This window comes from Kitasatospora sp. NPDC048662 (assembly GCF_055587065.1).
On the sequence record NZ_JBVJHA010000007.1, the window covers coordinates 47,761 to 71,233 of the forward strand.

The 23,473-nt window shown below is 70.5% G+C and carries 20 protein-coding genes; 18 read left to right on the plus strand and 2 right to left on the minus strand.

The window, feature by feature from the left end:
- The first annotated feature begins 170 nt into the window (after positions 1–170).
- The 4 genes from tig to clpX all read left to right on the plus strand — a co-directional run bounded on the left by tig (position 171) and on the right by clpX (position 4,668).
- Complete coding sequence (tig, locus tag ACZ6R9_RS20500) at positions 171–1,544, plus strand: trigger factor (protein ID WP_380483399.1); 1,374 nt, start codon at positions 171–173, stop codon at positions 1,542–1,544.
- A gap of 222 nt (positions 1,545–1,766) precedes the next feature.
- Complete coding sequence (locus ACZ6R9_RS20505; protein WP_465539759.1) at positions 1,767–2,396, plus strand: ATP-dependent Clp protease proteolytic subunit; 630 nt, start codon at positions 1,767–1,769, stop codon at positions 2,394–2,396.
- 44 nt (positions 2,397–2,440) lie between these two features.
- Positions 2,441–3,103: an ATP-dependent Clp protease proteolytic subunit gene (locus ACZ6R9_RS20510; RefSeq protein ID WP_380483397.1), complete on the plus strand. Its 663-nt coding sequence runs from the start codon at positions 2,441–2,443 to the stop codon at positions 3,101–3,103.
- A 278-nt stretch (positions 3,104–3,381) separates the two neighbouring features.
- Positions 3,382–4,668 carry an ATP-dependent Clp protease ATP-binding subunit ClpX gene (gene clpX / locus ACZ6R9_RS20515; protein ID WP_073812376.1) on the plus strand — a complete coding sequence of 429 codons (1,287 nt, stop codon included), beginning with the start codon at positions 3,382–3,384 and terminating at the stop codon, positions 4,666–4,668.
- Positions 4,669–4,749: 81 nt separating this feature from the next.
- On the opposite strand, the gene ACZ6R9_RS20520 is transcribed toward clpX, so the two are convergent.
- A complete protein-coding gene (locus ACZ6R9_RS20520) occupies positions 4,750–5,595 on the minus strand; it encodes a hypothetical protein (RefSeq protein WP_380483395.1) in 846 nt (281 codons plus the stop codon).
- A 43-nt stretch (positions 5,596–5,638) separates the two neighbouring features.
- Positions 5,639–6,607 (minus strand): hypothetical protein, encoded by a 969-nt coding sequence (locus ACZ6R9_RS20525; protein WP_465539454.1) that lies wholly within the window; start codon positions 6,605–6,607, stop codon positions 5,639–5,641.
- Between the two features lie 147 nt (positions 6,608–6,754).
- Here ACZ6R9_RS20525 and ACZ6R9_RS20530 point away from each other — a divergent pair, with 147 nt between their 5' ends.
- The 14 genes from ACZ6R9_RS20530 to ACZ6R9_RS20595 form a co-directional block, all read left to right on the plus strand.
- Positions 6,755–9,391 carry a valine--tRNA ligase gene (locus ACZ6R9_RS20530; protein ID WP_380483391.1) on the plus strand — a complete coding sequence of 879 codons (2,637 nt, stop codon included), beginning with the start codon at positions 6,755–6,757 and terminating at the stop codon, positions 9,389–9,391.
- A 277-nt stretch (positions 9,392–9,668) separates the two neighbouring features.
- Complete coding sequence (locus tag ACZ6R9_RS20535; protein ID WP_380483389.1) at positions 9,669–10,187, plus strand: hypothetical protein; 519 nt, start codon at positions 9,669–9,671, stop codon at positions 10,185–10,187.
- 237 nt (positions 10,188–10,424) lie between these two features.
- On the plus strand, positions 10,425–11,816 hold the full coding sequence (folC, locus tag ACZ6R9_RS20540; protein WP_380483387.1) for a bifunctional tetrahydrofolate synthase/dihydrofolate synthase: 1,392 nt from the start codon (positions 10,425–10,427) through the stop codon (positions 11,814–11,816).
- Positions 11,817–11,822: 6 nt separating this feature from the next.
- The gene (locus tag ACZ6R9_RS20545) at positions 11,823–12,167 is read left to right on the plus strand and encodes a DUF4233 domain-containing protein (RefSeq protein WP_380483385.1); all 345 of its coding nucleotides are present in this window, start codon (positions 11,823–11,825) and stop codon (positions 12,165–12,167) included.
- 83 nt (positions 12,168–12,250) lie between these two features.
- Positions 12,251–12,664: a nucleoside-diphosphate kinase gene (gene ndk / locus ACZ6R9_RS20550; RefSeq protein WP_380483383.1), complete on the plus strand. Its 414-nt coding sequence runs from the start codon at positions 12,251–12,253 to the stop codon at positions 12,662–12,664.
- Between the two features lie 325 nt (positions 12,665–12,989).
- Complete coding sequence (locus tag ACZ6R9_RS20555; protein WP_380483469.1) at positions 12,990–14,015, plus strand: rod shape-determining protein; 1,026 nt, start codon at positions 12,990–12,992, stop codon at positions 14,013–14,015.
- 88 nt (positions 14,016–14,103) lie between these two features.
- The gene (mreC, locus tag ACZ6R9_RS20560; protein WP_380483381.1) at positions 14,104–15,036 is read left to right on the plus strand and encodes a rod shape-determining protein MreC; all 933 of its coding nucleotides are present in this window, start codon (positions 14,104–14,106) and stop codon (positions 15,034–15,036) included.
- Complete coding sequence (gene mreD, locus ACZ6R9_RS20565) at positions 15,036–15,683, plus strand: rod shape-determining protein MreD (RefSeq protein WP_380483379.1); 648 nt, start codon at positions 15,036–15,038, stop codon at positions 15,681–15,683. Before mreC ends, mreD begins: the two co-directional genes overlap by 1 nt.
- Positions 15,684–15,704: 21 nt before the next feature.
- Positions 15,705–17,939 (plus strand): penicillin-binding protein 2, encoded by a 2,235-nt coding sequence (gene mrdA, locus ACZ6R9_RS20570; RefSeq protein ID WP_465539458.1) that lies wholly within the window; start codon positions 15,705–15,707, stop codon positions 17,937–17,939.
- Positions 17,936–19,135 carry a rod shape-determining protein RodA gene (gene rodA / locus ACZ6R9_RS20575; protein ID WP_380483375.1) on the plus strand — a complete coding sequence of 400 codons (1,200 nt, stop codon included), beginning with the start codon at positions 17,936–17,938 and terminating at the stop codon, positions 19,133–19,135. The genes mrdA and rodA overlap by 4 nt, the downstream gene beginning before the upstream one ends.
- A gap of 102 nt (positions 19,136–19,237) precedes the next feature.
- On the plus strand, positions 19,238–21,166 hold the full coding sequence (locus ACZ6R9_RS20580; RefSeq protein WP_380483373.1) for a TIGR03960 family B12-binding radical SAM protein: 1,929 nt from the start codon (positions 19,238–19,240) through the stop codon (positions 21,164–21,166).
- Between the two features lie 115 nt (positions 21,167–21,281).
- Positions 21,282–21,902: a hypothetical protein gene (locus ACZ6R9_RS20585; protein WP_465539461.1), complete on the plus strand. Its 621-nt coding sequence runs from the start codon at positions 21,282–21,284 to the stop codon at positions 21,900–21,902.
- A gap of 133 nt (positions 21,903–22,035) precedes the next feature.
- Positions 22,036–22,809, plus strand: coding sequence for a TIGR03936 family radical SAM-associated protein (locus ACZ6R9_RS20590; RefSeq protein WP_380483369.1), 774 nt, complete (start codon positions 22,036–22,038; stop codon positions 22,807–22,809).
- A gap of 363 nt (positions 22,810–23,172) precedes the next feature.
- On the plus strand, positions 23,173–23,473 hold a 301-nt coding region (locus ACZ6R9_RS20595; protein ID WP_465539462.1), incomplete at its 3' end, for a hypothetical protein.

A 23,473-nucleotide genomic window follows, 5' to 3' on the forward strand; every position in this document is an offset into this window, starting at 1 on the left:
CTGTTGTCGTTGTGGGGCGCGGGCCCGGTGGGCCTGCTCCGGCGTGCACCCGGTGCCGGGCACAGTCGCTTTCGTGGTACCGGTAGGATGGACCGCTGGCGGTAGTACGGACAGCATTGCAGCCCCAACCGCCTATCGCCCTGACCGCAAGCCCCCTAGGAGACCTAACCGTGAAGAGCGCCGTCGAGACTCTGAACCCGACCCGGGTTCGACTCACCGTCGAGGTGCCCTTCGAGGAGCTCAAGCCCAGCCTCGACGCGGCGTACAAGAAGATCAACCAGCAGGTCACCGTCCCGGGCTTCCGCAAGGGCAAGATCCCGAACCGGGTCATCGACCAGCGCTTCGGCCGTGGCGCGGTGCTGGAGGAGGCCGTCAACGACGCGCTTCCGCGCTTCTACACGCAGGCCGTCGACGAGGGCCAGATCGACGTGCTGGGCCAGCCGGACATCACCGACATCGCCGGTGTCGAGAACCTGGTCGACGGCGGTGACCTGAAGTTCACCGCCGAGGTCGACGTCCGTCCCGAGGTCACCCTGCCGGACTTCGCCGAGATCGCCGTCGTGGTGGACCCGGTCGAGGTCACCGACGAGGACATCGAGAAGTCGCTGCAGCAGCTGCGCGAGCGCTTCAGCTCCGTGAAGGATGTCGAGCGCGCCGCCGCCGAGGGCGACGTCGTGGTCATCGACCTGGAGGCCAAGGTCGACGGTGAGGTGCCGGAGGACGGCACCGCCACCGGCGTGAGCTACGAGATCGGCTCCGGCCGCCTGCTGGACGGCATCGACGAGGCCGTCATCGGCCTGTCCGCCGGCGAGGCCAAGACCTTCACCACCACCCTCAAGGGTGGCACCCAGGTCGGCAAGGACTCCGAGGTCACCGTCACCGTGACCACCGTCCAGGAGAAGGAACTCCCGGAGCTGGACGACGAGTTCGCGCAGCTCGCGAGCGAGTTCGACACCCTGGAGGAGCTGCGTGGGGACTCCCGCAAGCGCCTTGAGCGGATGAAGGAGTTCGACCAGGCCACCCAGGCCCAGGAGAAGGTCCTCGACGAGCTGCTGACCCGGGTCGAGATGGACTACCCGGAGAAGCTGCTCGCGGACGAGATCGGCACCCGCAAGCACAACCTGGAGCACCACCAGCTGGAGCCGATGGGCCTGACCCTCGACACCTACCTGGCCTCCCAGGACAAGTCCCGCGAGGACTTCGACAAGGAGACCGAGGACCAGGCGAAGAAGGGCATCAAGACCCAGTTCGTGCTGGACCAGATCGTCAAGAACGAGGAGCTGGGCGTCAACCAGGAGGAGCTCACCGAGCACCTCATCCGTCGCGCCGCCGGCTCCGGCCTGACCCCGGACCAGTTTGCCCAGCAGGTCGTCCAGGGCGGCCAGGTCCAGCTCCTGGTCGGCGAGGTCGCCCGCGGCAAGGCGCTGGCCCTGGTGGTCGAGGCCGCCAAGGTCACCGACACCAACGGTGAGGTCGTCTCGTTCGAGGACGACGAGGAAGAGGTTGTCACCGAGGCCGCCGCCGAGGAGACCACCGAGGCCTGAGCCTCGTAACCGCCGGGAATCCGGCGGATCGCAGCACCGGGACGGGCCCGGGCACCGCATGGTGCCCGGGCCCGTTCGCGTGGGGCCCAGTCACCCTGCGCTCACAGCGAACAGTTCTGCGTGGGGGATTCAGCGGCGGGGCCTGCGCGTTAGGGTCGGTGGACAGCGACACACACGCAGATCGACTGAGCAGGTGGCTAAGTGACGTTCCCGCAGATGCAGATGCCTGGCCCGATGGCACCGCACGCCGCCGGCGGCGACGTGGGCGGCGGCCTGGGCGACCAGGTCTACAACCGGCTGCTCAACGAGCGCATCATCTTCCTCGGCCAGCAGGTCGACGACGACATCGCCAACAAGATCACCGCCCAGCTCCTGCTGCTCGCGGCGGACCCTGAGAAGGACATCTTTCTCTACATCAACTCCCCGGGCGGCTCGATCTCGGCCGGCATGGCGATCTACGACACCATGCAGTACATCAAGAACGACGTCGTGACCATCGCCATGGGCATGGCCGCGTCGATGGGCCAGTTCCTGCTGACCGCGGGCACCCCGGGCAAGCGCTTCTCGCTGCCGAACGCCAACATCCTGATGCACCAGCCCTCCGCGGGCCTCGGCGGCTCCGCCACCGACATCCGGATCCAGGCGGAGCAGCTGCTGCGCACCAAGAAGCGGATGTCGGAGATGATCGCCCACCACAGTGGGCAGACCTTCGAGCAGGTCACCGCAGACTCCGACCGCGACCGCTGGTTCACCCCGGAGGAGGCCAAGGCGTACGGCCTGATCGACGACATCATGCACAGCGCCGCGGACGTCCCGGGCGGCGGCGGCACCGGCGCCGGCCAGGCCGGCTGACCGGTTTCGGAAACCAGACCGCACGCTTCGGAGGACCTTAGAACATGAACATCCCCAGCCTGTCCGGTGCCAAGGCCCGCCTGGAGGACATGCGGGCCGAGGGCCGCTACATCGTCCCGCGGTTCGTCGAGCGCACCTCGCAGGGCGTTCGCGAGTACGACCCGTACGCCAAGCTGTTCGAGGAGCGCATCATCTTCCTCGGCTCGCAGGTGGACGACGTCTCCGCGAACGACATCATGGCGCAGCTGATCTGCCTGGAGTCGATGGACCCGGACCGCGACATCTCGGTCTACATCAACTCCCCGGGCGGCTCGTTCACCGCGCTGACCGCGATCTACGACACCATGCAGTTCGTGAAGCCCGACATCCAGACGGTCTGCATGGGCCAGGCCGCCTCGGCCGCCGCGGTGATCCTGGCCGCCGGCACCCCCGGCAAGCGGATGGCGCTGCCGAACGCCCGGGTGCTGATCCACCAGCCGTACACCGAGACCGGCCGCGGTCAGGTGTCGGACCTGGAGATCCAGGCCAAGGAGATCTTCCGGATGCGCGAGCAGCTGGAGAGCATGCTGGCCAAGCACTCCAACAAGGAGGTCGAGCAGGTCCGCGAGGACATCGAGCGCGACAAGATCCTGACCGCCGAAGAGGCGCTGGAGTACGGCCTGGTCGACCAGATCATCTCGACCCGGAAGAACTCGTACACCGACTGAACCCTCGCCCCGGGGCGGCGCGTACGTGATGTACGCCCCGCCCCGGGGCGTTCCGGTCGGGGCCGCCGCCCCGGCACAATGGCTGTCGGGTCATGCACCCGGGACGGCATCTGTTCGGTATCAATTCGCCCAGGGCGTAGGGCAGAGCGGCCGAAGTCGGCGGAAACAACGGCTCGGCAGAGTACCGTCGGATACCAGACCGACCGCCGACGGCGCAGCCGGTCTCACAGCACCAGGCCCCGACCCCCGCGGGGCCCCTGGCGAAGGGGAAGCACCTCGTGGCACGCATCGGAGACGGTGGCGACCTGCTCAAGTGCTCGTTCTGCGGCAAGTCGCAGAAGCAGGTGAAGAAGCTGATCGCCGGGCCAGGCGTGTACATCTGCGACGAGTGCATCGACCTGTGCAACGAGATCATCGAGGAGGAGCTCGCCGAGAGCTCCGAGGTGCGCTTCGAGGAACTGCCGAAGCCCCGCGAGATCTACGAGTTCCTGGACCAGTACGTGGTCGGCCAGGACCTCGCCAAGAAGGCGCTGTCGGTCGCGGTCTACAACCACTACAAGCGCGTCCAGGCGGGCGAGGCCGGCCGTTCCGGCTCCGGCCGGGACGACGCGATCGAGCTGGCCAAGTCGAACATCCTGCTGCTGGGCCCGACCGGCTCCGGCAAGACGCTGCTGGCGCAGACCCTGGCCCGGATGCTGAACGTGCCGTTCGCGATCGCGGACGCCACCGCGCTGACCGAGGCCGGCTACGTCGGTGAGGACGTCGAGAACATCCTGCTGAAGCTGATCCAGGCGGCCGACTACGACGTCAAGAAGGCCGAGACCGGAATCATCTACATCGACGAGATCGACAAGGTCGCCCGCAAGAGCGAGAACCCGTCGATCACCCGCGATGTCTCCGGCGAGGGCGTGCAGCAGGCGCTGCTGAAGATCCTGGAGGGCACCACCGCCTCGGTGCCGCCGCAGGGGGGCCGCAAGCACCCGCACCAGGAGTTCATCCAGATCGACACCACCAACGTGCTGTTCATCGTGGGTGGCGCGTTCGCCGGCCTGGAGCGGATCATCGAGGGCCGGGCGGGTGCCAAGGGCATCGGCTTCGGCGCCACCATCCGCTCCAAGCGCGAGCTGGACGCCTCGGACCACTTCCGTCAGGTGATGCCGGAGGACTTGGTGAAGTTCGGGATGATCCCGGAGTTCATCGGCCGCCTGCCCGTCATCACCAGCGTGCACAACCTGGACCGCGAGGCGCTGCTGCAGATCCTCACCGAGCCGAAGAACGCGCTGGTGAAGCAGTACCGCAAGCTGTTCGAACTCGACGGCGTGGAGCTGGAGTTCACCCGGGACGCGCTGGAGGCGATCGCCGACCAGGCGATCCTGCGGGGTACCGGCGCGCGCGGTCTGCGGGCCATCATGGAGGAGGTGCTGATGTCCGTGATGTACGAGGTGCCGTCCCGTCAGGACGTCGCCCGCGTGGTGGTCACCGGGGACGTGGTCTCCAAGCACGCCATCCCGACCCTGGTCCCGCGCGACATGATCAAGCGTGAGCGCCGCGAGAAGAGCGCCTGACCCGGCGTCAACCCGGCGACAGCGAAAGGGCCCCGCACCGGTGAACGGTGCGGGGCCCTTTCATGTCCCGTGCGGCGGAGGCTACTTGGGGACCTCAGCGAGCTTGCGCAGCTCCTGGGCGTCCGCGATGACCTTCTCCTTGGTGACGCCGTCCTCGGCGGACATGTCGAGCTCCAGGACCATCACCACGGAGGAGCTGTCGGCCCAGACGCAGATGCCGCCGTTCTGGCCGCCCAACTCCAGGTTGCCGCAGGACATCCGGCCGCCGAGCGGGCCCGCGTCGACGTCGGTGCGGTTGGTGGCGCCGCCGCCCGGCAGGCTGCTGTACAGCGCGTCGACCTGCTTGGACGGCAGCAGCACGTGGCCGGTCAGGCCGGACACCAGCAGCATCTTCTCCTCGTCCGAGGACCGGTAGATGGCGCTGACCGGCTCGGGGTTGGTGAACGAGTCCTTCTCCGCCTGCATGCCGCTCTGCAGCTCGCTGGCCAGGTCCTTGGCGTCCGCGTCGTTCGGGTCGTTGGTCATGTCGTGGAAGGACTGCGGCAGGACGACCTTGTTCTTGCCGGTCTCCGCCGCGGTGTCGTAGATCAGGTAGCCGAGCACGCCCGCGCCGCCGAGAACCACCGCGGCCACCACGGACAGACCGATCCACAGGCCCTTGCGGGACTTCTTCGGCGCCACCGGGTAACCGGGCGGGTAACCGCCGGGGGTGCCGGGCGGGAACGCCTGCGGCGGCACGCCGCCACCGCCCCAGGCCTGCTGCGGGGCGGCCGGCTGGCCGTAGCCGCCCTGGGGTGCTGCGGGCACGGTCGGCTGGCCGTAGCCGCCCTGGGGCGCGGCGGGCGCGTCCTGCGGGGGTATCGAACCGTCCTGGGCAGGCGGGGGTCCGAAGCCGGGCTGCGGCGGGCCGAACTGGTTGTCGGACACGGGGCGATACTCCGTTCGAGCGTGAAGTGCGGTGCTGTGGTGGCTACTTGGTGACGGTCGCGGCGTCGCGCAGCTGGCGGGCGCGGGTGGCGGCCTCGGTGGTGCTGATGCTCTTGCCGGAGGGGTCCAGGGAGACGAACGCGACCACGCCGATGGTGGAGTGGCTGGCGAACAGGCACATCGGGATGCCCATCGAGGCCTTGCCGGTGCCGGTGTCCGAGGTGCCCACACCGCAGCGGAGCTTGGCGCCCGGGTCCGTCGGGTCACTGGCGTCGACGTCCGTCAGTTCCTGCTTCCAGACCAGCTTGCCCGCGGAGGCGTCGCTGCTGTCGCCCTCGTTGATCTTCTTGGTGACCGTGTCGAGCGCCTTGGCCGGGTCCGGGATCTTGCCCCAGGAACCGCTGAGGCTGGCCGCATCGGTGGTGGTCTTCTGGTAGGTCGCGGAGAGCGTGCCCTCGAAGGTGCCGACGCCTTCCAGGCCCTTCAGCCCGCCCTTCTCGTCGGCGTTCTTCTTGGTGTAGCCGGCGGCGCTCTCCGGCGCGGACAGCTTGTACTTGCCCTCGGTGTCCGAGCCCTTGGTGCCGCTCAGCGCCCACCAGGCGGCGCCGCCGCCGGCGGCCAGCACCAGGACCACCACCAGGGCGATGATCCCGCCCTTGCCCTTGGACGGGGCGGCCGGCGGCGGGAAGCCGCCGTAGCCGGGCTGGCCGGGCTGACCCGGCTGCTGGGGCATGCCGCCCCACTGCTGCTGGGGCGGCGGCGCCTGCTGCGGGTAGCCGTACCCCGGCTGCCCGGCGGGCGGCTGGGGGGCTCCGTAGCCGGGCTGCCCGGCGGGGGGCTGCGGAGCGCCGTAGGCCGGCGGCTGCGGAGCGCCGTACGCGGGCGGCTGGGGGGCGCCATAGGCCGGCGGCTGCTGCGGAGCGCCGTAGCCGGGCTGCGGCGGGGGAGCACCGTACGGCTGCTGCGGCTGCCCCTGCGGATACTGCTGCGGTCCCTGGCCCTGGCCGTACATATGTCTTTTCTCCCCCGCCGCCTCTGTTGCGCGGCCCCGTCCGGTCGACTATGCGGGCACGCTACCGTACAGCCCCCCCAGCGCGCCCGACCGGTCGCCGCACTGTCGGGTCACAACTGCCGCCGCGGCTTCCGTAAACTGTGCGTCGTGACCGACACGACGAACCAGCGCCCCGCGAGCAAGCCCGGGGACGAAGCAGCCACCCTCCCGACGACCTACGCCCCGGCCGAGGTAGAGGGCGAGCTGTACGAGCGCTGGGTAGAGCGTGGCTACTTCACCGCCGACGCGAAGAGCGACAAGCCCGCGTACACCATCGTCATCCCGCCGCCGAACGTCACCGGTGCGCTGCACCTGGGCCACGCGTTCCAGCACACGCTGATGGACGCGCTGACCCGCCGCAAGCGGATGCTGGGCTTCGAGGCGCTGTGGCTCCCGGGCATGGACCACGCGGGCATCGCCACCCAGAACAAGGTGGAGCAGCAGCTCGCCGAGTCCGGCCTGTCCCGGCACGACCTGGGCCGCGAGGCCTTCGTCGAGAAGGTCTGGGAGTGGAAGGAGAACTACGGCGGCCGGATCCTCGGCCAGATGCGCCGCCTCGGCGACGGCGTGGACTGGTCGCGGGAGCGCTTCACCATGGACGAGGGCCTGTCGCAGGCCGTCCAGACCATCTTCAAGAAGCTCTTCGACGACGGCCTGATCTACCGCGCCGAGCGCATCATCAACTGGTGCCCGCGCTGCCTGACCGCGCTGTCCGACATCGAGGTCGAGCACGAGAACGTCCCGGGCGAGCTGGTCTCGATCCGCTACGGCGACGGCGACGACTCGATCGTGGTCGCCACCACCCGCGCCGAAACCCTGCTGGGCGACACCGCGGTGGCCGTCCACCCGTCCGACGAGCGCTACGCGCACCTGGTCGGCCGGACCATCAAGCTGCCGCTGACGGACCGTGAGATCCCGGTGGTCGCCGACGAGCACGTCGACCCGGAGTTCGGCACCGGCGCCGTCAAGGTGACGCCGGCCCACGACCCGAACGACTTCGCCATCGGCCAGCGGCACAACCTGCCGAACCTGAGCGTGATGGACGAGCGCGGTGTGATCACCGTGCACGGCCCGTTCCTCGGCCTGGACCGGCTGGAGGCCCGCTCCGCCGTGGTCGGCGCGCTGCGCGAGCAGGGGCGCATCGTCGCCGAGAAGCGCCCCTACGAGCACGCCGTGGGCCACTGCTCGCGCTGCCACACCGTGGTCGAGCCGCGGCTGTCGCTGCAGTGGTGGGTCAAGGTCGAGCCGCTGGCCAAGGCCGCGGGCGACGCCGTCCGCGACGGCCGGGTCGAGATCCACCCGAAGGAGCTGGAGCGCCGCTACTTCGACTGGGTCGACAACATGTACGACTGGTGCATCTCGCGCCAGCTGTGGTGGGGCCACCGGATCCCGGTCTGGTACGGCCCCAACGGCGAGGTCGTCTGCGTCGGCCCGAACGAGCAGCCGCCCACCGGCGAGGGCTGGGTGCAGGACCCGGACGTCCTGGACACCTGGTTCTCCTCCGGCCTGTGGCCGTTCTCCACGCTGGGCTGGCCGGAGAAGACGGCCGACCTGGAGAAGTTCTACCCGACCGACGTGCTGCTGACCGGCCACGACATCATCTTCTTCTGGGTCGCCCGGATGATGATGTTCGGCCTGTACGCGATGGACGGCGAGATCCCGTTCAAGACCATCGCGCTGACCGGACTGGTCCGCGACCAGTTCGGCAAGAAGATGTCGAAGTCCTCCGGCACCGCCGTCGACCCGCTGGACTGGATGGACGCCTACGGTGCCGACGCCGTCCGCTTCACGCTGGCCCGCGGCGCCAACCCCGGTGCGGACGTGCCGATCGGTGAGGACTGGGTCAAGGGCGCCCGGAACTTCTGCAACAAGATCTGGAACGCCACCCGCTTCGCGCTGATGAACGGCGCCACCGTCCAGGGCCCGCTGCCGGCCCCGGAGGAGCTGACCGCGGCCGACCGCTGGATCCTGTCCCGGCTGAACGCCACCGTGGCCGAAGTGGACGCGCTGTACGAGGACTTCGAGTTCGCGAAGGTCTCCGACGCGCTGTTCCACTTCGCCTGGGACGAGGTCTTCGACTGGTACGTCGAGCTGTCCAAGACCACCCTGGGCAAGGGCGGCGCGCAGGCCGACCACGCCCGCCGCGTCCTCGGCGAGGTGCTGGACGTGACGCTGCGTCTGCTGCACCCGATCGTCCCCTTCGTCACCGACGCGCTGTGGACGGCGCTCACCGGCGCCGAGTCGGTGGTGGTCGCCGAGTGGCCGAAGGACTCCGGCTACCGGGACACCGACGCCGAGTCGGAGATCGCCCAGCTCCAGCAGCTGGTCACCGAGGTCCGCCGGTTCCGCAACGACCAGGGCCTGCGCGACACCCAGAAGGTCCCGGCGCAGCTGGAGTTGGCCGGGCACCGGCTGGAGGTGCACGAGGCGGCGATCCGCTCGCTGCTGCGGCTGACGGCGCCGGAGGAGGGCTTCCACGCCACCGCCTCGCTGCCGGTGGCCGGCACCACCGTCTCGCTCGACCTGTCCGGCACCATCGACGTCCCGGCCGAACGCAAGCGCCTGCAGAAGGACTTGGCGGCGGCCGAGAAGGAGAAGGCGCAGAGCAACGGCAAGCTCGGCAACGAGGCCTTCCTGGCCAAGGCGCCGGACGAGGTGGTCGCCAAGATCCGGCTCCGCCTGGAGACCGCCGAGGCCGACATCGCCCGGATCACCGCCCAGCTCGCGGCGCTGCCGCAGGGCTGACCGCGCGTCAGGAACGGCCGCTGCTCCCGCACTGCGGGCGCAGCGGCCCTTCGCTTTTCCCGAGTTGGCGCCGGCGGTTTGTCAATTCCCTTGGCCGCGCGTCGTCGTAACGGTTTTGCTGCGGCTATTCGTCCAGTATTCCCGGCAATTGGCGCACTCCGCCAAAGGGAATACATCGCGTTGCCGCCCCCCGCGCGTTCAGCGAACTTCGCACATCGAATGTGTACGGTGGGGCGGAGTTCCCATTCGGGCGGGGCATCGAACGGAGGGCAGACGCATGGTGGCGACCAGGGAGTTGGCCGACGAACTTCCGATGGCGGAGGTGGAGGCGGCCAAGGCCCGGGCGGCAACCCTCCTGCTGGCATTCCGGCACGGTAACCAGCTCGCCTTCGACACCGAACTCGACCTGCTGCTCGCCGAGAACGCCGAGCGCGAGGCGACCACCCTGCTGGTGTGGATCGCCGCCGAGGCGGTCCGCAAGGCGTACGCCCCCGAGGTCGCCGACCGGGTGCTGCGCGGCCTGGCCCGGCGCGCCCCGTACGGCACGTGCGAGGTCGCGGTGGACGAGGAGACGGCCGGCGCGGCGCTGCTGCTGGAGGCGGTCGCGGACGGGGACGTCGCCGCGGTCCGCGCCCTGGTGGCCGGTACGCCCGACACCACCTACCTGCTGGGCGGCCTGGTGCAGGCGGTGGCGATGATGCTGCCGCTGCTGCCGGACGGCGAGGCCGAGGAGATCGCCACCGAACTGCGCCGCCGTCACGCCGCCCGGCTGCCCACGCCCCGCGTCACCACGTGACGGATCGTCACTGCCGGGCCCGGCGGGGAGCTCCCCGCCGGGCCCGGTGCCGTCGGTGCCGTGGTGCTGCTGCGGCACGGCGTGCGGGTGGGATTGCGGTGCGTGGGAGCCAAGGAGTTGGACGAGCGACTCACGCGGTGGAGTGGATCAATGACGGTGTCAAGAGGTCCGGAGCCGGTCCGCAGGCCACCGGGGTGGCCGTCGGGGACGGACGTCGGGAGTCCTTAGACTGGCAGGGTGAGCGACAAGGCCGAGCCCAACCCCTACACCGTCCGTCCCGCCGACGCCGGCGGCACCGACTCCGAACTGCGCGCCGTCGAGGCCGAGCTGGCCACCCGCTGGCCGGAGAACAAGCTGGAGCCCTCGCTCGACCGGATCGAGGCGCTGATGGACATCCTCGGCCAGCCGCAGCGCTCCTACCCGTCGATCCACATCACCGGCACCAACGGCAAGACCTCCACGGCCCGGATGATCGAGCAACTGCTGGGCGCCTTCGAGCTGCGCACCGGCCGCTACACCTCCCCGCACGTGGAGTCCGTCACCGAGCGGATCAGCCTGGACGGGGCGCCGATCAGCCCGGAGAAATTCGTCGAGACCTACCGCGACATCGCGCCCTACGTGCAGATGGTGGACGCGGCGCAGCCGGTCGCGATGTCCTTCTTCGAGGTGCTCACCGGCATGGCGTACGCGGCCTTCGCGGACGCCCCGGTGGACGTCGCGGTGGTCGAGGTCGGCATGGGCGGCTCCTGGGACGCCACCAACGTGATCGACGCCCAGGTGTCGGTGATCACCCCGATCGGCCTGGACCACACCGACAAGCTCGGCGACACCACCGGCAAGATCGCGGTGGAGAAGTCCGGGATCATCAAGCCGGGCGCGCTCGCCGTGGTCGCCCAGCAGCAGCTGGACGCCGCCGAGACGATCCTGCGCCGGGCCGTCGAGGTGGATGCCACCGTGGCCCGCGAGGGCATGGAGTTCGGCGTGCTGCGCCGCGAGGTCGCCGTCGGCGGCCAGCTGGTCACCCTGCGCGGCCTCGGCGGCCACGAGTACCAGGACGTCTTCCTCCCGCTGCACGGCGACCACCAGGCGCAGAACGCGGCCCTCGCGCTGAGCGCCGTCGAGGCGTTCTTCGGCGTCGGCCAGGGCGGCGCCGAGCACTTGGACGAGGACAAGGTCCGCCAGGCGTTCTCCGGCGTCTCCTCGCCGGGCCGCCTGGAGGTCGTCCGCCGCAGCCCCACCGTGATCCTGGACGCCGCGCACAACCCGCACGGCGCGCAGGCCGCGGTCGCCGCGCTCGGCGAGGCGTTCGGCTTCACCAAGCTGGTCGGCGTGATCGGCACCAGCGGCGACAAGGACGTCACCGGCCTGCTGGAGGCGTTCGAGCCGATCCTCGCCGAGGTCGTCATCACCCAGAACTCCACCCACCGCGCGATGCCCGTCGACGAGCTGGCCGCGCTGGCCGTCGAGGTGTTCGGCGAGGACCGGGTGCAGGTCGAGCCCCGGCTGGACGACGCCATCGACGCCGCGGTCACCCTGGCCGAGGAGGAGGATCTCGGCGGCGCCGGAGTCCTGGTCACCGGCTCCGTCATCACGGTGGGCGAGGCGCGCCTGCTGTTCGGAAGGAAGTAGCGGCCGATGCGCACCCTGTGCTCCTCCACCCTGATCGGCGAGGCGCTGCTGATCATGTTCGCCGGCCTGGTCGCGATGAAGCTGACCGACGTGGGCACCGGCGCCATCTGGACGGTCAGCGGTATCGCCATCCTGCTGTGTGTGCTGCTGTGCGGCGCGATCACCCGGCCGGGCGCGGTCTGGGTCGGCTGGGCGCTGCAGTTCGGCGTGCTGGCCAGCGGCCTGGTGCTGCCGACGATGTTCGCCTTCGGTGTGGTGTTCGGCGGCCTGTGGTGGTGCTCGGTGCACTACGGCCGCAAGATCGACGAACTCAAGGCGCAGCGCGCGGCGGCGGCCGAGGCGACCGCCTGACCGGGCTGGTCGCGGGGGCGGCCACCCGGCCGGGGTAGTGTCAGGTGCACACACCGCACGACCACGATCTCAGGAGCCGCCCCGTGTCCCAGCGCACTCTCGTCCTGCTCAAGCCCGACGCCGTGAAGCGCGGCCTGGCCGGCGAGATCATCAGCCGGATCGAGCGCAAGGCCGGCTGGCGCTTCGCCGCGATGGAGCTCCGCACCTTCGACCGCGGCACCCTTGAGCAGCACTACGCCGAGCACGTCGGCCGCCCGTTCTACGAGCCGCTGCTGGAGTTCATGACCTCCGGCCCGTCGATCGCGCTGATCGTCGAGGGCGAGAACGTGATCCCGGGCATCCGCGCGCTGGCCGGCGCCACCGACCCGCTGCAGGCGGGCGCGGGCACCATCCGCGGCGACTACGCGACGATCACCCGCGAGAACCTGATCCACGCCTCGGACTCGCCGGAGTCGGCCGAGCGGGAGATCAAGATCTTCTTCCCGTCCCAGGTCTGAGGATCCGGTAGAAGTCCTGAACGGCCCCGGTGCCCCTGCCTCGGCAGGGGCACTTCGCCCAACTGGGCGTTAATCCTCAAATCACGGAACCCTGCGCTCCGACACGGCGTCCCAATGCCAGGAGAAGCCGATCCGTCGCCGGAGAATGGGCGGGACTCCGTGCCCGCCGTTCGCACCGTCCGGCGTGATTACGATGGACCCAACTCACGGGCCCGGAGCGGCTGCTCAGCCGCCGTCAGCCCCGCTGCGGGCCCGCGCGGCCGGCTCTCTCCCCCCGCCCTTGATCCACATTCGGGAAGGCACTCGACATCCCATGGCGAACAACCTGTCGTTCCTCGGCCGGGACCTGGCGATCGACCTCGGCACCGCGAACACACTGGTGTACGTCCGGGGCAAGGGCATCGTGTTGAACGAGCCGTCGGTGGTCGCGGTGAACACCAACACCGGCGGAATCCTCGCGGTGGGTGCCGAGGCCAAGCAGATGATCGGCCGCACCCCCGGCAACATCGTGGCGATCCGGCCGCTGAAGGACGGCGTGATCGCCGACTTCGAGATCACCGAGCGGATGCTGCGGTACTTCATCCTGAAGATCCACCGCCGCCGCTACCTGGCCCGCCCCCGGGTCGTGGTGTGCGTGCCGTCCGGCATCACCGGCGTCGAGCGCCGCGCCGTGGTCGAGGCCAGCATGCTGGCCGGCGCCCGCCAGGTGCACATCATCGAGGAGCCGATGGCCGCCGCGATCGGCTCCGGCCTGCCGGTGCACGAGCCGACCGGCAACATGGTCGTCGACATCGGCGGCGGCACCACCGAGGTCGCGGTGATCTCGCTCGGCGGCATCGTCACCGCCCAGTCGCTGCGGGTGGCCGGCGACGAGCTGGACAACGCGATCGTCCAGCACATCAAGAAGGAGTACAGCCTGCTGCTGGGCGAGCGCAGCGCCGAGCAGATCAAGATGTCGATCGGCTCCGCGTTCGGCCTGGAGGGCGAGAAGGACGAGCACGCCGAGATCCGCGGCCGCGACCTGGTCTCCGGCCTGCCGAAGACCGTGGTGATCTCCGCCGCCGAGGTCCGCGAGGCCATCGACGAGCCGGTGAACTCGATCATCGACTCGGTGAAGACCACCCTCGACCAGTGCCCGCCGGAGCTGGCCGGTGACGTGATGGACCGCGGCATCGTGCTCACCGGCGGCGGCGCCCTGCTGCGCGGCCTGGACGAGCGGCTGCGCCGGGAGACCGGCATGCCGGTGCACATCGCGGAGAACCCGCTCGACTCGGTGGCCCTGGGGGCGGGCAAGTGCGTCGAGGAGTTCGAGGCACTCCAGCAGGTACTCGACGCCCAGCCGCGTCGCTAGACAACTTTCCAACTGAACAACAGACAGAGCTGACAGAGCTGATGGACCAGCAGATGGACACTCAGCACGAAGGGGCGGCACCAGCACCGTGAGGGACACCCGACAGAGTCGACTACTGCTGGTCCTGCTGGTCGCGCTCGCATTCGCCCTGATCACCGTCGACATCAAGGGCGGCCAGGACTCGCCGCTCGGCGCCCCGCGCCGGGCGGCCGCGTCCGTGCTCGGCCCGGTGGAGAACGCGGCGGCGGGCGCCGTCGACCCGGTCGCCGGGTACATCCGCGCGATCCGTGACGCCAGCACCCACCAGCAGCGCCTGGACCAGATCACCCGCGAGAACACCGAGCTGCGCCAGAAGCTGGCCTCCTCGGACGCCGCGGCCGGCCGCACCAAGCAGCTGGACGACATGCTGCGCACCGCAGGCACCGGCGGCTACACCATCAAGGCCGCGCAGGTGATCGCGGTCGGCGCGGCCCAGGGCTTCTCCTGGACCATCACCATCGACGCCGGCAGCGACGACGGTCTGACCCGCGACATGACCGTCATCGACGGCCAGGGCCTGGTCGGCCGGATCACCACCGTCGCCCCGACCACCGCCACCGTGCTGCTGGCCTCCGACCCCGGCTTCACCGCCGGCGTCCGGCTGGAGGGCAACAACGAGATCGGCTTCGCGGCCGGCCAGGGGGCCTCGCCGATGAAGATCGAGCTGCTGAACGGCCGCGCCCAGGTGAAGGCCGGCGACCGGCTGGTCACCTTCGGCTCGCAGAGCGGGCGCCCGTTCGTCCCCGGCGTCCCGGTCGGCACCGTCAAGGAGGTGCAGGCCACCCCGGGCCAGCTCACCAAGACCATCCTGGTCGAGCCGTACGTGCAGTTCACCCGCCTCGACCTGGTCGGCGTGGTGGTCGTGCCGCCGCGCACCGACCCGCGGGACGCGGTGCTGCCGCCGGTCCCCGCCGCTTCCGCCGGCGCCGCGGGCAACCCGCAGGCGCCGATCGCCGCACCGCCCACCACCGGGGGGAACTGATGTTTCGTCCGTCTCGGATCCTGCTGTCCGCCGTCCTGCTGGTGCTCGCCCTGGTGATCCAGGTCAGCGTCCTCGGCCGGCTCCAACTGCCCGGCGCCACCCCCGACCTGCTGATGCTGGTGGTGGTCGGCCTGGGTCTGGTGTACGGCCCGACCGGCGGCTGCCTGGCGGGCTTCCTGGCCGGCCTGCTGGCCGACCTCGCCCCGCCGTCCGACCACGCGGTCGGCCGCTACGCGCTGGTGCTCTGCCTGGTCGGCTACGGCGCCGGGCTGCTCCGCCCGGAGAGCGGCCGGCAGCGCTCCGCGCTCAGCGCGATCGGCGTGGTGGCGGTCGCCGCAGTGGTCTCCACCCTGCTGTACGCCACCGTCGGCGCCCTGGTCGGCGACACCGCGGCCCGGCACGTCGGCCTGACCGGACTGGTGTTCAGCGCCCTGCTGTACGACGTGCTGCTGGCCCCGTTCACGGTGCCGCTGGTGATGCTGCTGGCCCGCCGCTTCGACGGCGACCGGGTGGTCAACGAGACGGTGCGCGGCGCGGACGGCGGCTCCGGCCTCGGTGCGCTGGCCCGCTACCGCACCACCCGCGAGGCCTCGCCCACCGCCTCCTACAAGAAGAAGCGCGCGCTCGGCCTCGCCAAGCGCCCCTGAGCCGGGACGGAGTACGCGTACGTGACGAACATTCCCGATACCGGCCGCACCCGGCGGGTGACGATCCGGCTGGTGGTGCTGCAGATCCTGGTGCTGTCGTTGCTGGCCACCCTCGGCGGCCGGCTGTGGTACCTGCAGATCCGCAACGGCAAGGAGTTCACCGCCAAGGCCCAGGGCAACCACATCCGCGAGGTGGTGGAGCCCGCCGTCCGCGGCGAGATCCTGGACGCCGCCGGGCGGATCCTGGCCGGCAACGAGACCAAGCTGGTGGTGTCGGTGTCCCGCACCGCGCTGATGCAGCAGAAGGACCACGGCAAGGCGGTGCTGTCCCGGCTCGCCGACGTCCTTGGCGTGCCCGCCGACGACGTCAAGAACAAGGTCCGGCTGTGCGACGCGAAGACCCCGCAGCCGTGCTGGAACGGCTCCCCGTACCAGCCGATCCCGGTCACCCAGCAGGCCACCACCCAGCAGGCGATGCAGATAATGGAGCGCCGCGAGGACTTCCCCGGCGTCACCGCCCAGCCCACCGCACTGCGCCGCTACACCGGCGCGGAGGGCGCCAGCGCCGCCCAGATCCTCGGCTACCTGTCGCCGGTCACCGACGACGAAGTGACCAAGACCGCCGACAAGTCCGGCCGCGAACGCCGCCTGCCGTCCGACCAGATCGGCCGGGCCGGCCTGGAGTCGGTCTACGACGACGACCTGCGCGGCACCACCGGCGTCGACCGGCTGGAGGTCGACAACCTCGGCCGGGTGATCGGCAGCGCCGGCACCACCCCCGCCCAGCCCGGCAACAACCTGGTCACCTCGATCGACGCCCGGGTGCAGAAGGTGGTCGAGGACCAGCTCAACCAGGCGATGGTCGAGGCGCGCACCCAGTTCGACAAGGAGACCAACAAGAACTACCTCGCCGACTCCGGCGCGGCCGTCGTGATGGACGTGCACACCGGCCGGATCGTCGCGATGGCCAGCGCCCCCACCTACGACCCCAACCTGTGGGTCGGCGGCATCTCCGCCAAGGACTACGAGGCGCTGAACAGCAAGGACTCCAACTACCCGCTGATCAACCGGGCCATACAGGGTCAGTCCGCACCCGGCTCGACGTTCAAGGTGATCTCCACCACCGCCGCCGTGCAGGCCGGATACGACCTCAACGGGCACTACCCGTGCCCGAAGTCGCTGACCATCGGCGGCCGCGAGTTCAAGAACTTCGAGTCCGAGCAATTCGGCGACATCTCCCTGGAGAAGGCGCTCGAAGTCTCCTGCGACACCGTGTTCTACGGCCTGGCCTACGACCAGTGGATGAAGGACGGCGGCCTCAAGCCCAAGAAGGACGCCCCGGACTGGTTCTTCAAGACCGCCCACGAGTTCGGCCTCGGCGCCAAGACCGGCATCGACCTGCCGGGCGAGGTGACCGGCCGGGTTCCCGACCGGCAGTGGAAGCAGGCCTACTACGACGCGATGAAGCAGTCCTGGTGCGACCAGGCGGCCAAGGGCGGCCACGAGTACGCCGACGAGATCGCCCGCGAGAACTGCGCCGACGGCAACCAGATGCGCGCCGGTGACATGGTCAACTTCGCCATCGGCCAGGGCGACACCCTGGTCACCCCGCTGCAGATGGCCCGGATCTACTCGGCGCTCGCCAACGGCGGCACCCTGTACCGGCCCAGCATCGGCAAGGCGGTGGTCAGCCCCGACGGCACCCTGGTGCGCGACATCGCCCCGCACGAGGACGGCAAGATCCCCGCCCAGGGACAGCTGCTGGAGTACATCGACCAGGCCACCGCCGGCGTCGTCACCGCCGGTACCGCCGCCTGGAAGTTCACCGGCGCCGGCTGGCCGCAGGGCAAGATCGAACTGCACGCCAAGACCGGCACCGCCGAAGTCGCCGGCAAGCAGACCACCTCCTGGCTGACCACCTACAGCAAGGACTACGCGGTGGTCATGACGATAAGCCAAGGCGGCACCGGCTCCGGTGGCTCCGGCGACTCGGTGCGCCGGATCTACCAGGCGCTGTACGGCGTGGACGACAAGGGCAACGTCGACAACGCCAAGGCGCTGTTGCCGAAGCCGCAGGCCGAACTGCCCAAGTTCAACCCGGACGGCACCGCGATCCTCCAGGCCTCGTACAGCTACGAGGGCGACCGGACCTTCCTGGACCCGGCCCGCCCGGCCCAGGCCGACCCGGCCACCGCGGTGGCGCTGGCCGCGCTGGAGCCCAACCGGGCCGGCAGCTACGGAAGGGGCCGGTCATGACCTCCTACGGCTCGTACCGCACCGTGCGGCTCGCCCCGCGGCGCTCCTCGCTCTCCCGGGCGCTGGCCAAGGACTCCCCGCTGCGGCGGCTCGACTGGATCATGATCCTGGCGGCGCTGGCGCTGTCCTTCATGGGCTCGCTGCTGGTCTGGTCCGCCACCCGTGGCCGCGACTCGCTGACCCACGGCGACCCGCAGTACTTCCTGTACCGGCACCTGACCAACCTGGTGATCGGCATCGGCCTGTGCGTCGGGGTGATCGCGCTCGGCACCCGGCGGCTGCGCACCGCGGTGCCGTTCGTCTACCTGGCCGTGATCCTGATGCTGTTCGCGGTGCTCAGCCCGCTCGGCTCCACCATCAACGGCGCGCACTCCTGGATCCAGTTCGGCGGTGGCTTCTCCATCCAGCCCGCCGAGTTCGCCAAACTGGCGATCGTGCTGGGCATGGCCGTGGTGCTGTCCGCCCGGGTGGACGCCGGCGAGCGCGAGTTCCCGCCCACCCGCAGCGTGCTGCAGTCGCTGGCCGTCGCGGCCTTCCCGATGGGCGTGGTCATGCTGATGCCCGACCTCGGTTCGGTGATGGTGATGGCCGTCACCACGCTCGGTGTGCTGATGGCCTCCGGCGCCGCCAACCGCTGGGTGATCGGTCTGCTGGCCGGCGGCACCACCGGCGCGCTCGCGGTGTGGAAGCTCGGCATCCTCAGCCAGTACCAGATAGACCGCTTCGCGGCCTTCGCCAACCCGGCGCTCGACCCGTCCGGCGTCGGCTACAACACCGCCCAGGCCCGGATCGCCATCGGCTCCGGCGGCCTGACCGGCATGGGCCTGTTCCACGGCACCCAGACCACCGGCCAGTTCGTGCCCGAGCAGCAGACCGACTTCGTGTTCAGCGTGGCCGGCGAGGAACTCGGCTTCATCGGCGCCATGGTGATGATCGGCCTGCTCGGCATCATCCTGTGGCGGGCCTGCCGGATAGCGCGTCAGGCCACCGACCTGTTCGGCACGATCATGGCGGCCGGCGCGGTCACCTGGTTCGCCTTCCAGGCCTTCGAGAACATCGGCATGAACCTCGGCATCATGCCGGTCGCGGGCATCCCGCTGCCGTTCGTCTCCTACGGCGGTTCCTCGATGTTCGCGGTGTGGGTCGCGATCGGGCTGCTGCAGTCGGTGCGCTCGCAGCGGCCGATAGCGATCTAGGGCCGGGCGGGCCCTGGCCGCCGTCAGGCGCGGAAACAGTGACCCTCGGGGCTCGGCTACCCTGAAGGGTCACTGCTTTTTCTGCCGTAAAGGTCCTTGCGCATGACTGTCGAATCGGTCTTCCCACGCCTGGAGGCCCTCCTCCCGCACGTCCAGAAGCCGATCCAGTACGTCGGTGGCGAGCTCAACTCGACCGTCAAGGACTGGGACGCCTGCGACGTCCGCTGGGCGCTGATGTACCCCGATGCCTACGAGGTAGGCCTGCCCAACCAGGGCACCATGATCCTCTACGAGGTGCTGAACGAGCGCGAGGGTGTCCTCGCCGAGCGCAGCTACAGCGTCTGGCCCGACCTCGAAGCCCTGATGCGCGAGCACGGCGTTCCCCAGTTCACGGTGGACGCGCACCGCCCGATCAAGGCGTTCGACGTCTTCGGTCTGTCGTTCTCCACCGAACTCGGCTACACCAACATGCTGACCGCGCTCGACCTGGCGGGCATCCCGCTGAACGCCGCGGACCGCACCATGGACGACCCGGTCGTGCTGGCCGGCGGCCACGCCGCGTTCAACCCCGAGCCGATCGCCGACTTCATCGACGCCGCCGTCATCGGCGACGGCGAGCAGGCCGTCCTCGACATCACCGACATCGTCCGCGCCTGGAAGGCCGAGGGCCGCCCCGGCGGCCGCGACGAACTGCTGCTGCGCCTCGCCAAGACCGGTGGCGTGTACATCCCGCGGTTCTACGACGTCGAGTACCTGCCGGACGGCCGGATCGGCCGCGTCGTCCCCAACCGCCCCGGCGTGCCGTGGCGGGTCTCCAAGCACACCGTCATGGACCTCGACGAGTGGCCCTACCCCAAGCAGCCGCTCGTCCCGCTCGCCGAGACCGTGCACGAGCGGATGTCCGTGGAGATCTTCCGCGGCTGCACCCGCGGCTGCCGTTTCTGCCAGGCCGGCATGATCACGCGCCCCGTGCGGGAGCGAAGCATCACCGGCATCGGCGAGATGGTCGAGCGCGGCCTGAAGGCCACCGGTTTCGAAGAGGTCGGCCTGCTCTCGCTCTCCTCCGCCGACCACTCCGAGATCGCCGACGTCACCAAGGGCCTCGCCGACCGCTACGCCGAGGACAAGATCGGCCTCTCGCTGCCCTCCACCCGGGTCGACGCCTTCAACATCGACCTCGCCAACGAGCTCTCCCGCAACGGCCGCCGCTCCGGCCTCACCTTCGCCCCCGAAGGCGGCTCCGAGCGGATCCGCAAGGTCATCAACAAGATGGTGTCCGAGGAGGACCTCATCAACACGGTGGCCACCGCGTACGGCAACGGCTGGCGCCAGGTGAAGCTGTACTTCATGTGCGGCCTGCCCACCGAGACCGACGAGGACGTCCTCCAGATCGGCGAGATGGCGAAGAACGTCATCGCCAAGGGCCGCGAGGTCACCGGCACCAACGACATCCGCTGCACCGTCTCCATCGGCGGCTTCGTCCCCAAGCCGCACACCCCCTTCCAGTGGGCGCCGCAGCTGTCCGCCGAAGCCACCGACGAGCGGCTCACCAAGCTCCGCGACTCCATCCGCGGCGACCGCAAGTTCGGCAAGAACATCGGCTTCCGCTACCACGACGGCAAGCCCGGCATCGTCGAAGGCCTGCTCTCCCGCGGTGACCGCCGCCTCGGCGCCGTCATCCGCGCCGTCTACGAGGACGGCGGCCGCTTCGACGGCTGGCGCGAGCACTTCTCCTACGACCGCTGGATGGCCTCCGCCGAGAAGGGCCTGGCCGGCACCGGCGTCGACGTCGACTGGTACACCACCCGCGAGCGCACCTACGAGGAAGTCCTCCCCTGGGACCACCTCGACAGCGGCCTCGACAAGGACTGGCTCTGGGAGGACTGGCAGGACGCCCTCGAAGAGGTCGAGGTCGAGGACTGCCGCTGGACCCCGTGCTTCGACTGCGGCGTCTGCCCGCAGATGGACACCCACATCCAGATCGGCCCCACCGGCAAGAAGCTCCTGCCCCTGACGGTCGTCAACAACTGACGTTCCCCCAGCGGTCATTGCCCCCGTCGCACTCGTTGCGGCGGGGGCTTCGCGCTGTGTCGGAAAATCGGCCCGGTCTACCATCGGTCGATCGTTCGGACGGGGAGTGGCAGCGGTGGAGCAGCGGCAACAGCAGGGCGGCGGCGGGTGTTTGGTGGCCGTGGTGCGGCCGGTGGTGGTGGCTGTGGTGGTTCCGCTGCGGCTGCTGTGGGAGTTGGTGCTGCTGATCGCCCGGGGGATCGGGTGGGTGTGCGACAAGGTGCTGGTGCGGCCGCTGCGGTTGCTGTGGCGGTACGTGCTGGAGCCGTTGTTGAGATGGCTGGTCGTCATACCGCTGAGCCGGCTGTGGCGTTGGGTGGTGCGGCCGACCCTGGAGTGGCTGTGGCGTTGGGTGCTGGTGCCGATCGGGCGCGGGGTGCGGACGGTCGCGGTGGGGCTCGGCCGGGGGGTCTCCTGGCTGGCCTGGTACCTGGTGGCGGTGCCGGTCCGGGCGGTGTGGCGGTGGATTCTGGTGCCGCTCGGCAAGGGGCTCTACTACGGGCTGTGGCGGCCGGTGCTGTTCCCGGTGCTGCGCGCGCTGTGGCTGGCGTTCGTGTGGGCGTGGCGGTTGGGCGGCCGGATCTGGCGCTTCACGGTGGTGCGTCCGTGCCGCTGGGTGCGTCGCCAGGTGTGGTGGCCGGTCAAGGCGGAGATCCGTCGGGTCGCCCGGGAGGTACGCCGGACGCTGCTGGGCTGAAGCACCGCGTACCCTTGGAACGACAGAGTTCGGCCGGAGCCGCAAGCGGTGCGAGGCCGGACGGGGACACACTGACGAAGGACTGAGCTCCCTGGCACGCCGCACGCCCGACGGTCCGCCGCCCGCGCCGACGGTGCAGCGCATCCGTCTGCGCTACACCAAGCGCGGCCGTCTGCGCTTCACCAGCCACCGGGACTTCCAGCGGGCGTTCGAGCGCGCGCTCCGCCGCTCGGCCGTCCCGATGGCCTACTCCGCGGGCTTCACCCCGCACCCCAAGGTTTCCTACGCGAACGCCGCCCCCACCGGTACCGCGAGCGAGGCCGAGTACCTGGAGATCGGTCTCGCCGCGCCCCGTGACCCGGAGGCGCTGCGCCGCCAGCTCGACGAGTCGCTGCCGCCCGGTCTGGACATCACCGATGCCGTCGAGGTGCGCACCAGCAACTTCGTGGAGCGGCTGGAGGCTTCCGAGTGGCTGCTGCGCCTGCCCGGCGTGGAGCCCGCGGAGGCCGAGCGGGCCGCCGCCGTCTTCCTGGCCGCCGAGGCGGTCGAGGTGCAGCGGATGACCAAGAACGGCCTGCGCACCTTCGACGCGCGCTCCGCCGTCGCGGCCATGGAGCTGCTCCCGGAGGGCTCCGTGCAGGTCGGGATCGGTGACGACACACTCACCGAGGGTGCGGACGATGTTCGTACGGGTGCTCCCTGTGCGATACTGCGCCTGGTAGTACGACACGCCACACCCGCCGTACGACCCGACGACGTATTGTCCGGCCTCCGTTCGACGGCCGACCTCGCGCCGCCGGTCCCCGCAGAGGTGACCAGGCTGGCGCAGGGGCCGCTCGACGAGCAGACCGGCACGGTGACCGACCCGCTGGCGCTCGACCGCGCCGCGGCCGAGGTCGGCCGGTAGGCCGCCCCGCCGCGCGCATCCGCCGTCCGCCGAGTGGGCGGGAGCGCAGGCACGGAGCTCATCTCCGGGCCTGCGGCTCCCCGGCCTCCGCGGCTCCCCAGGGGAGCGAGCGTCGTTGCGCGAAGGCCCGGCCGTCCCTCGGCCCGGCCCTTGAAAACTGAGAAGACTGGTCAAACCAGAAGACTTTTCGACTCCCCGCGCCTTGCGGGGGTCGAGCGAGACTACGAGCCCCTGTGCGGCCTCGCGTCCGAACGACGGCACCGTGGGAGCCGGAACCGCCCGAAAGGTGCGGCCGGCTGGTGAATGCGGTGGCACGTCGTGCCCGGATGCGGAGCCCGGGGGCCTGACGGGAGACACACCCGCATGCTCGAAAACACCGAACCGCAGTCCGCTGCGGCCGACAACACCGACGACGGCGCCTCCGCCGCCCCGCCGCGCCGCCGGCGCCGGGCGGTTTCCCGCCCGGCCGGCTCCCCGCAGGGCGCCGCGAGCGAGAGCGCCGAGACCGTCGTCGCGGCCGCCCCGGCGAGTGCCGAGGAGCCGCCGGCCGCCGAGAAGCCCGTCCGGGCCCGGCGTACCCGCAAGCGCGTCGAGGCCCCGGCCACCGCGCCCGAGACCACCACCCCCGCTGCCGCCGAGCCGGTGGCCGAGGAGCCCGCCGCCG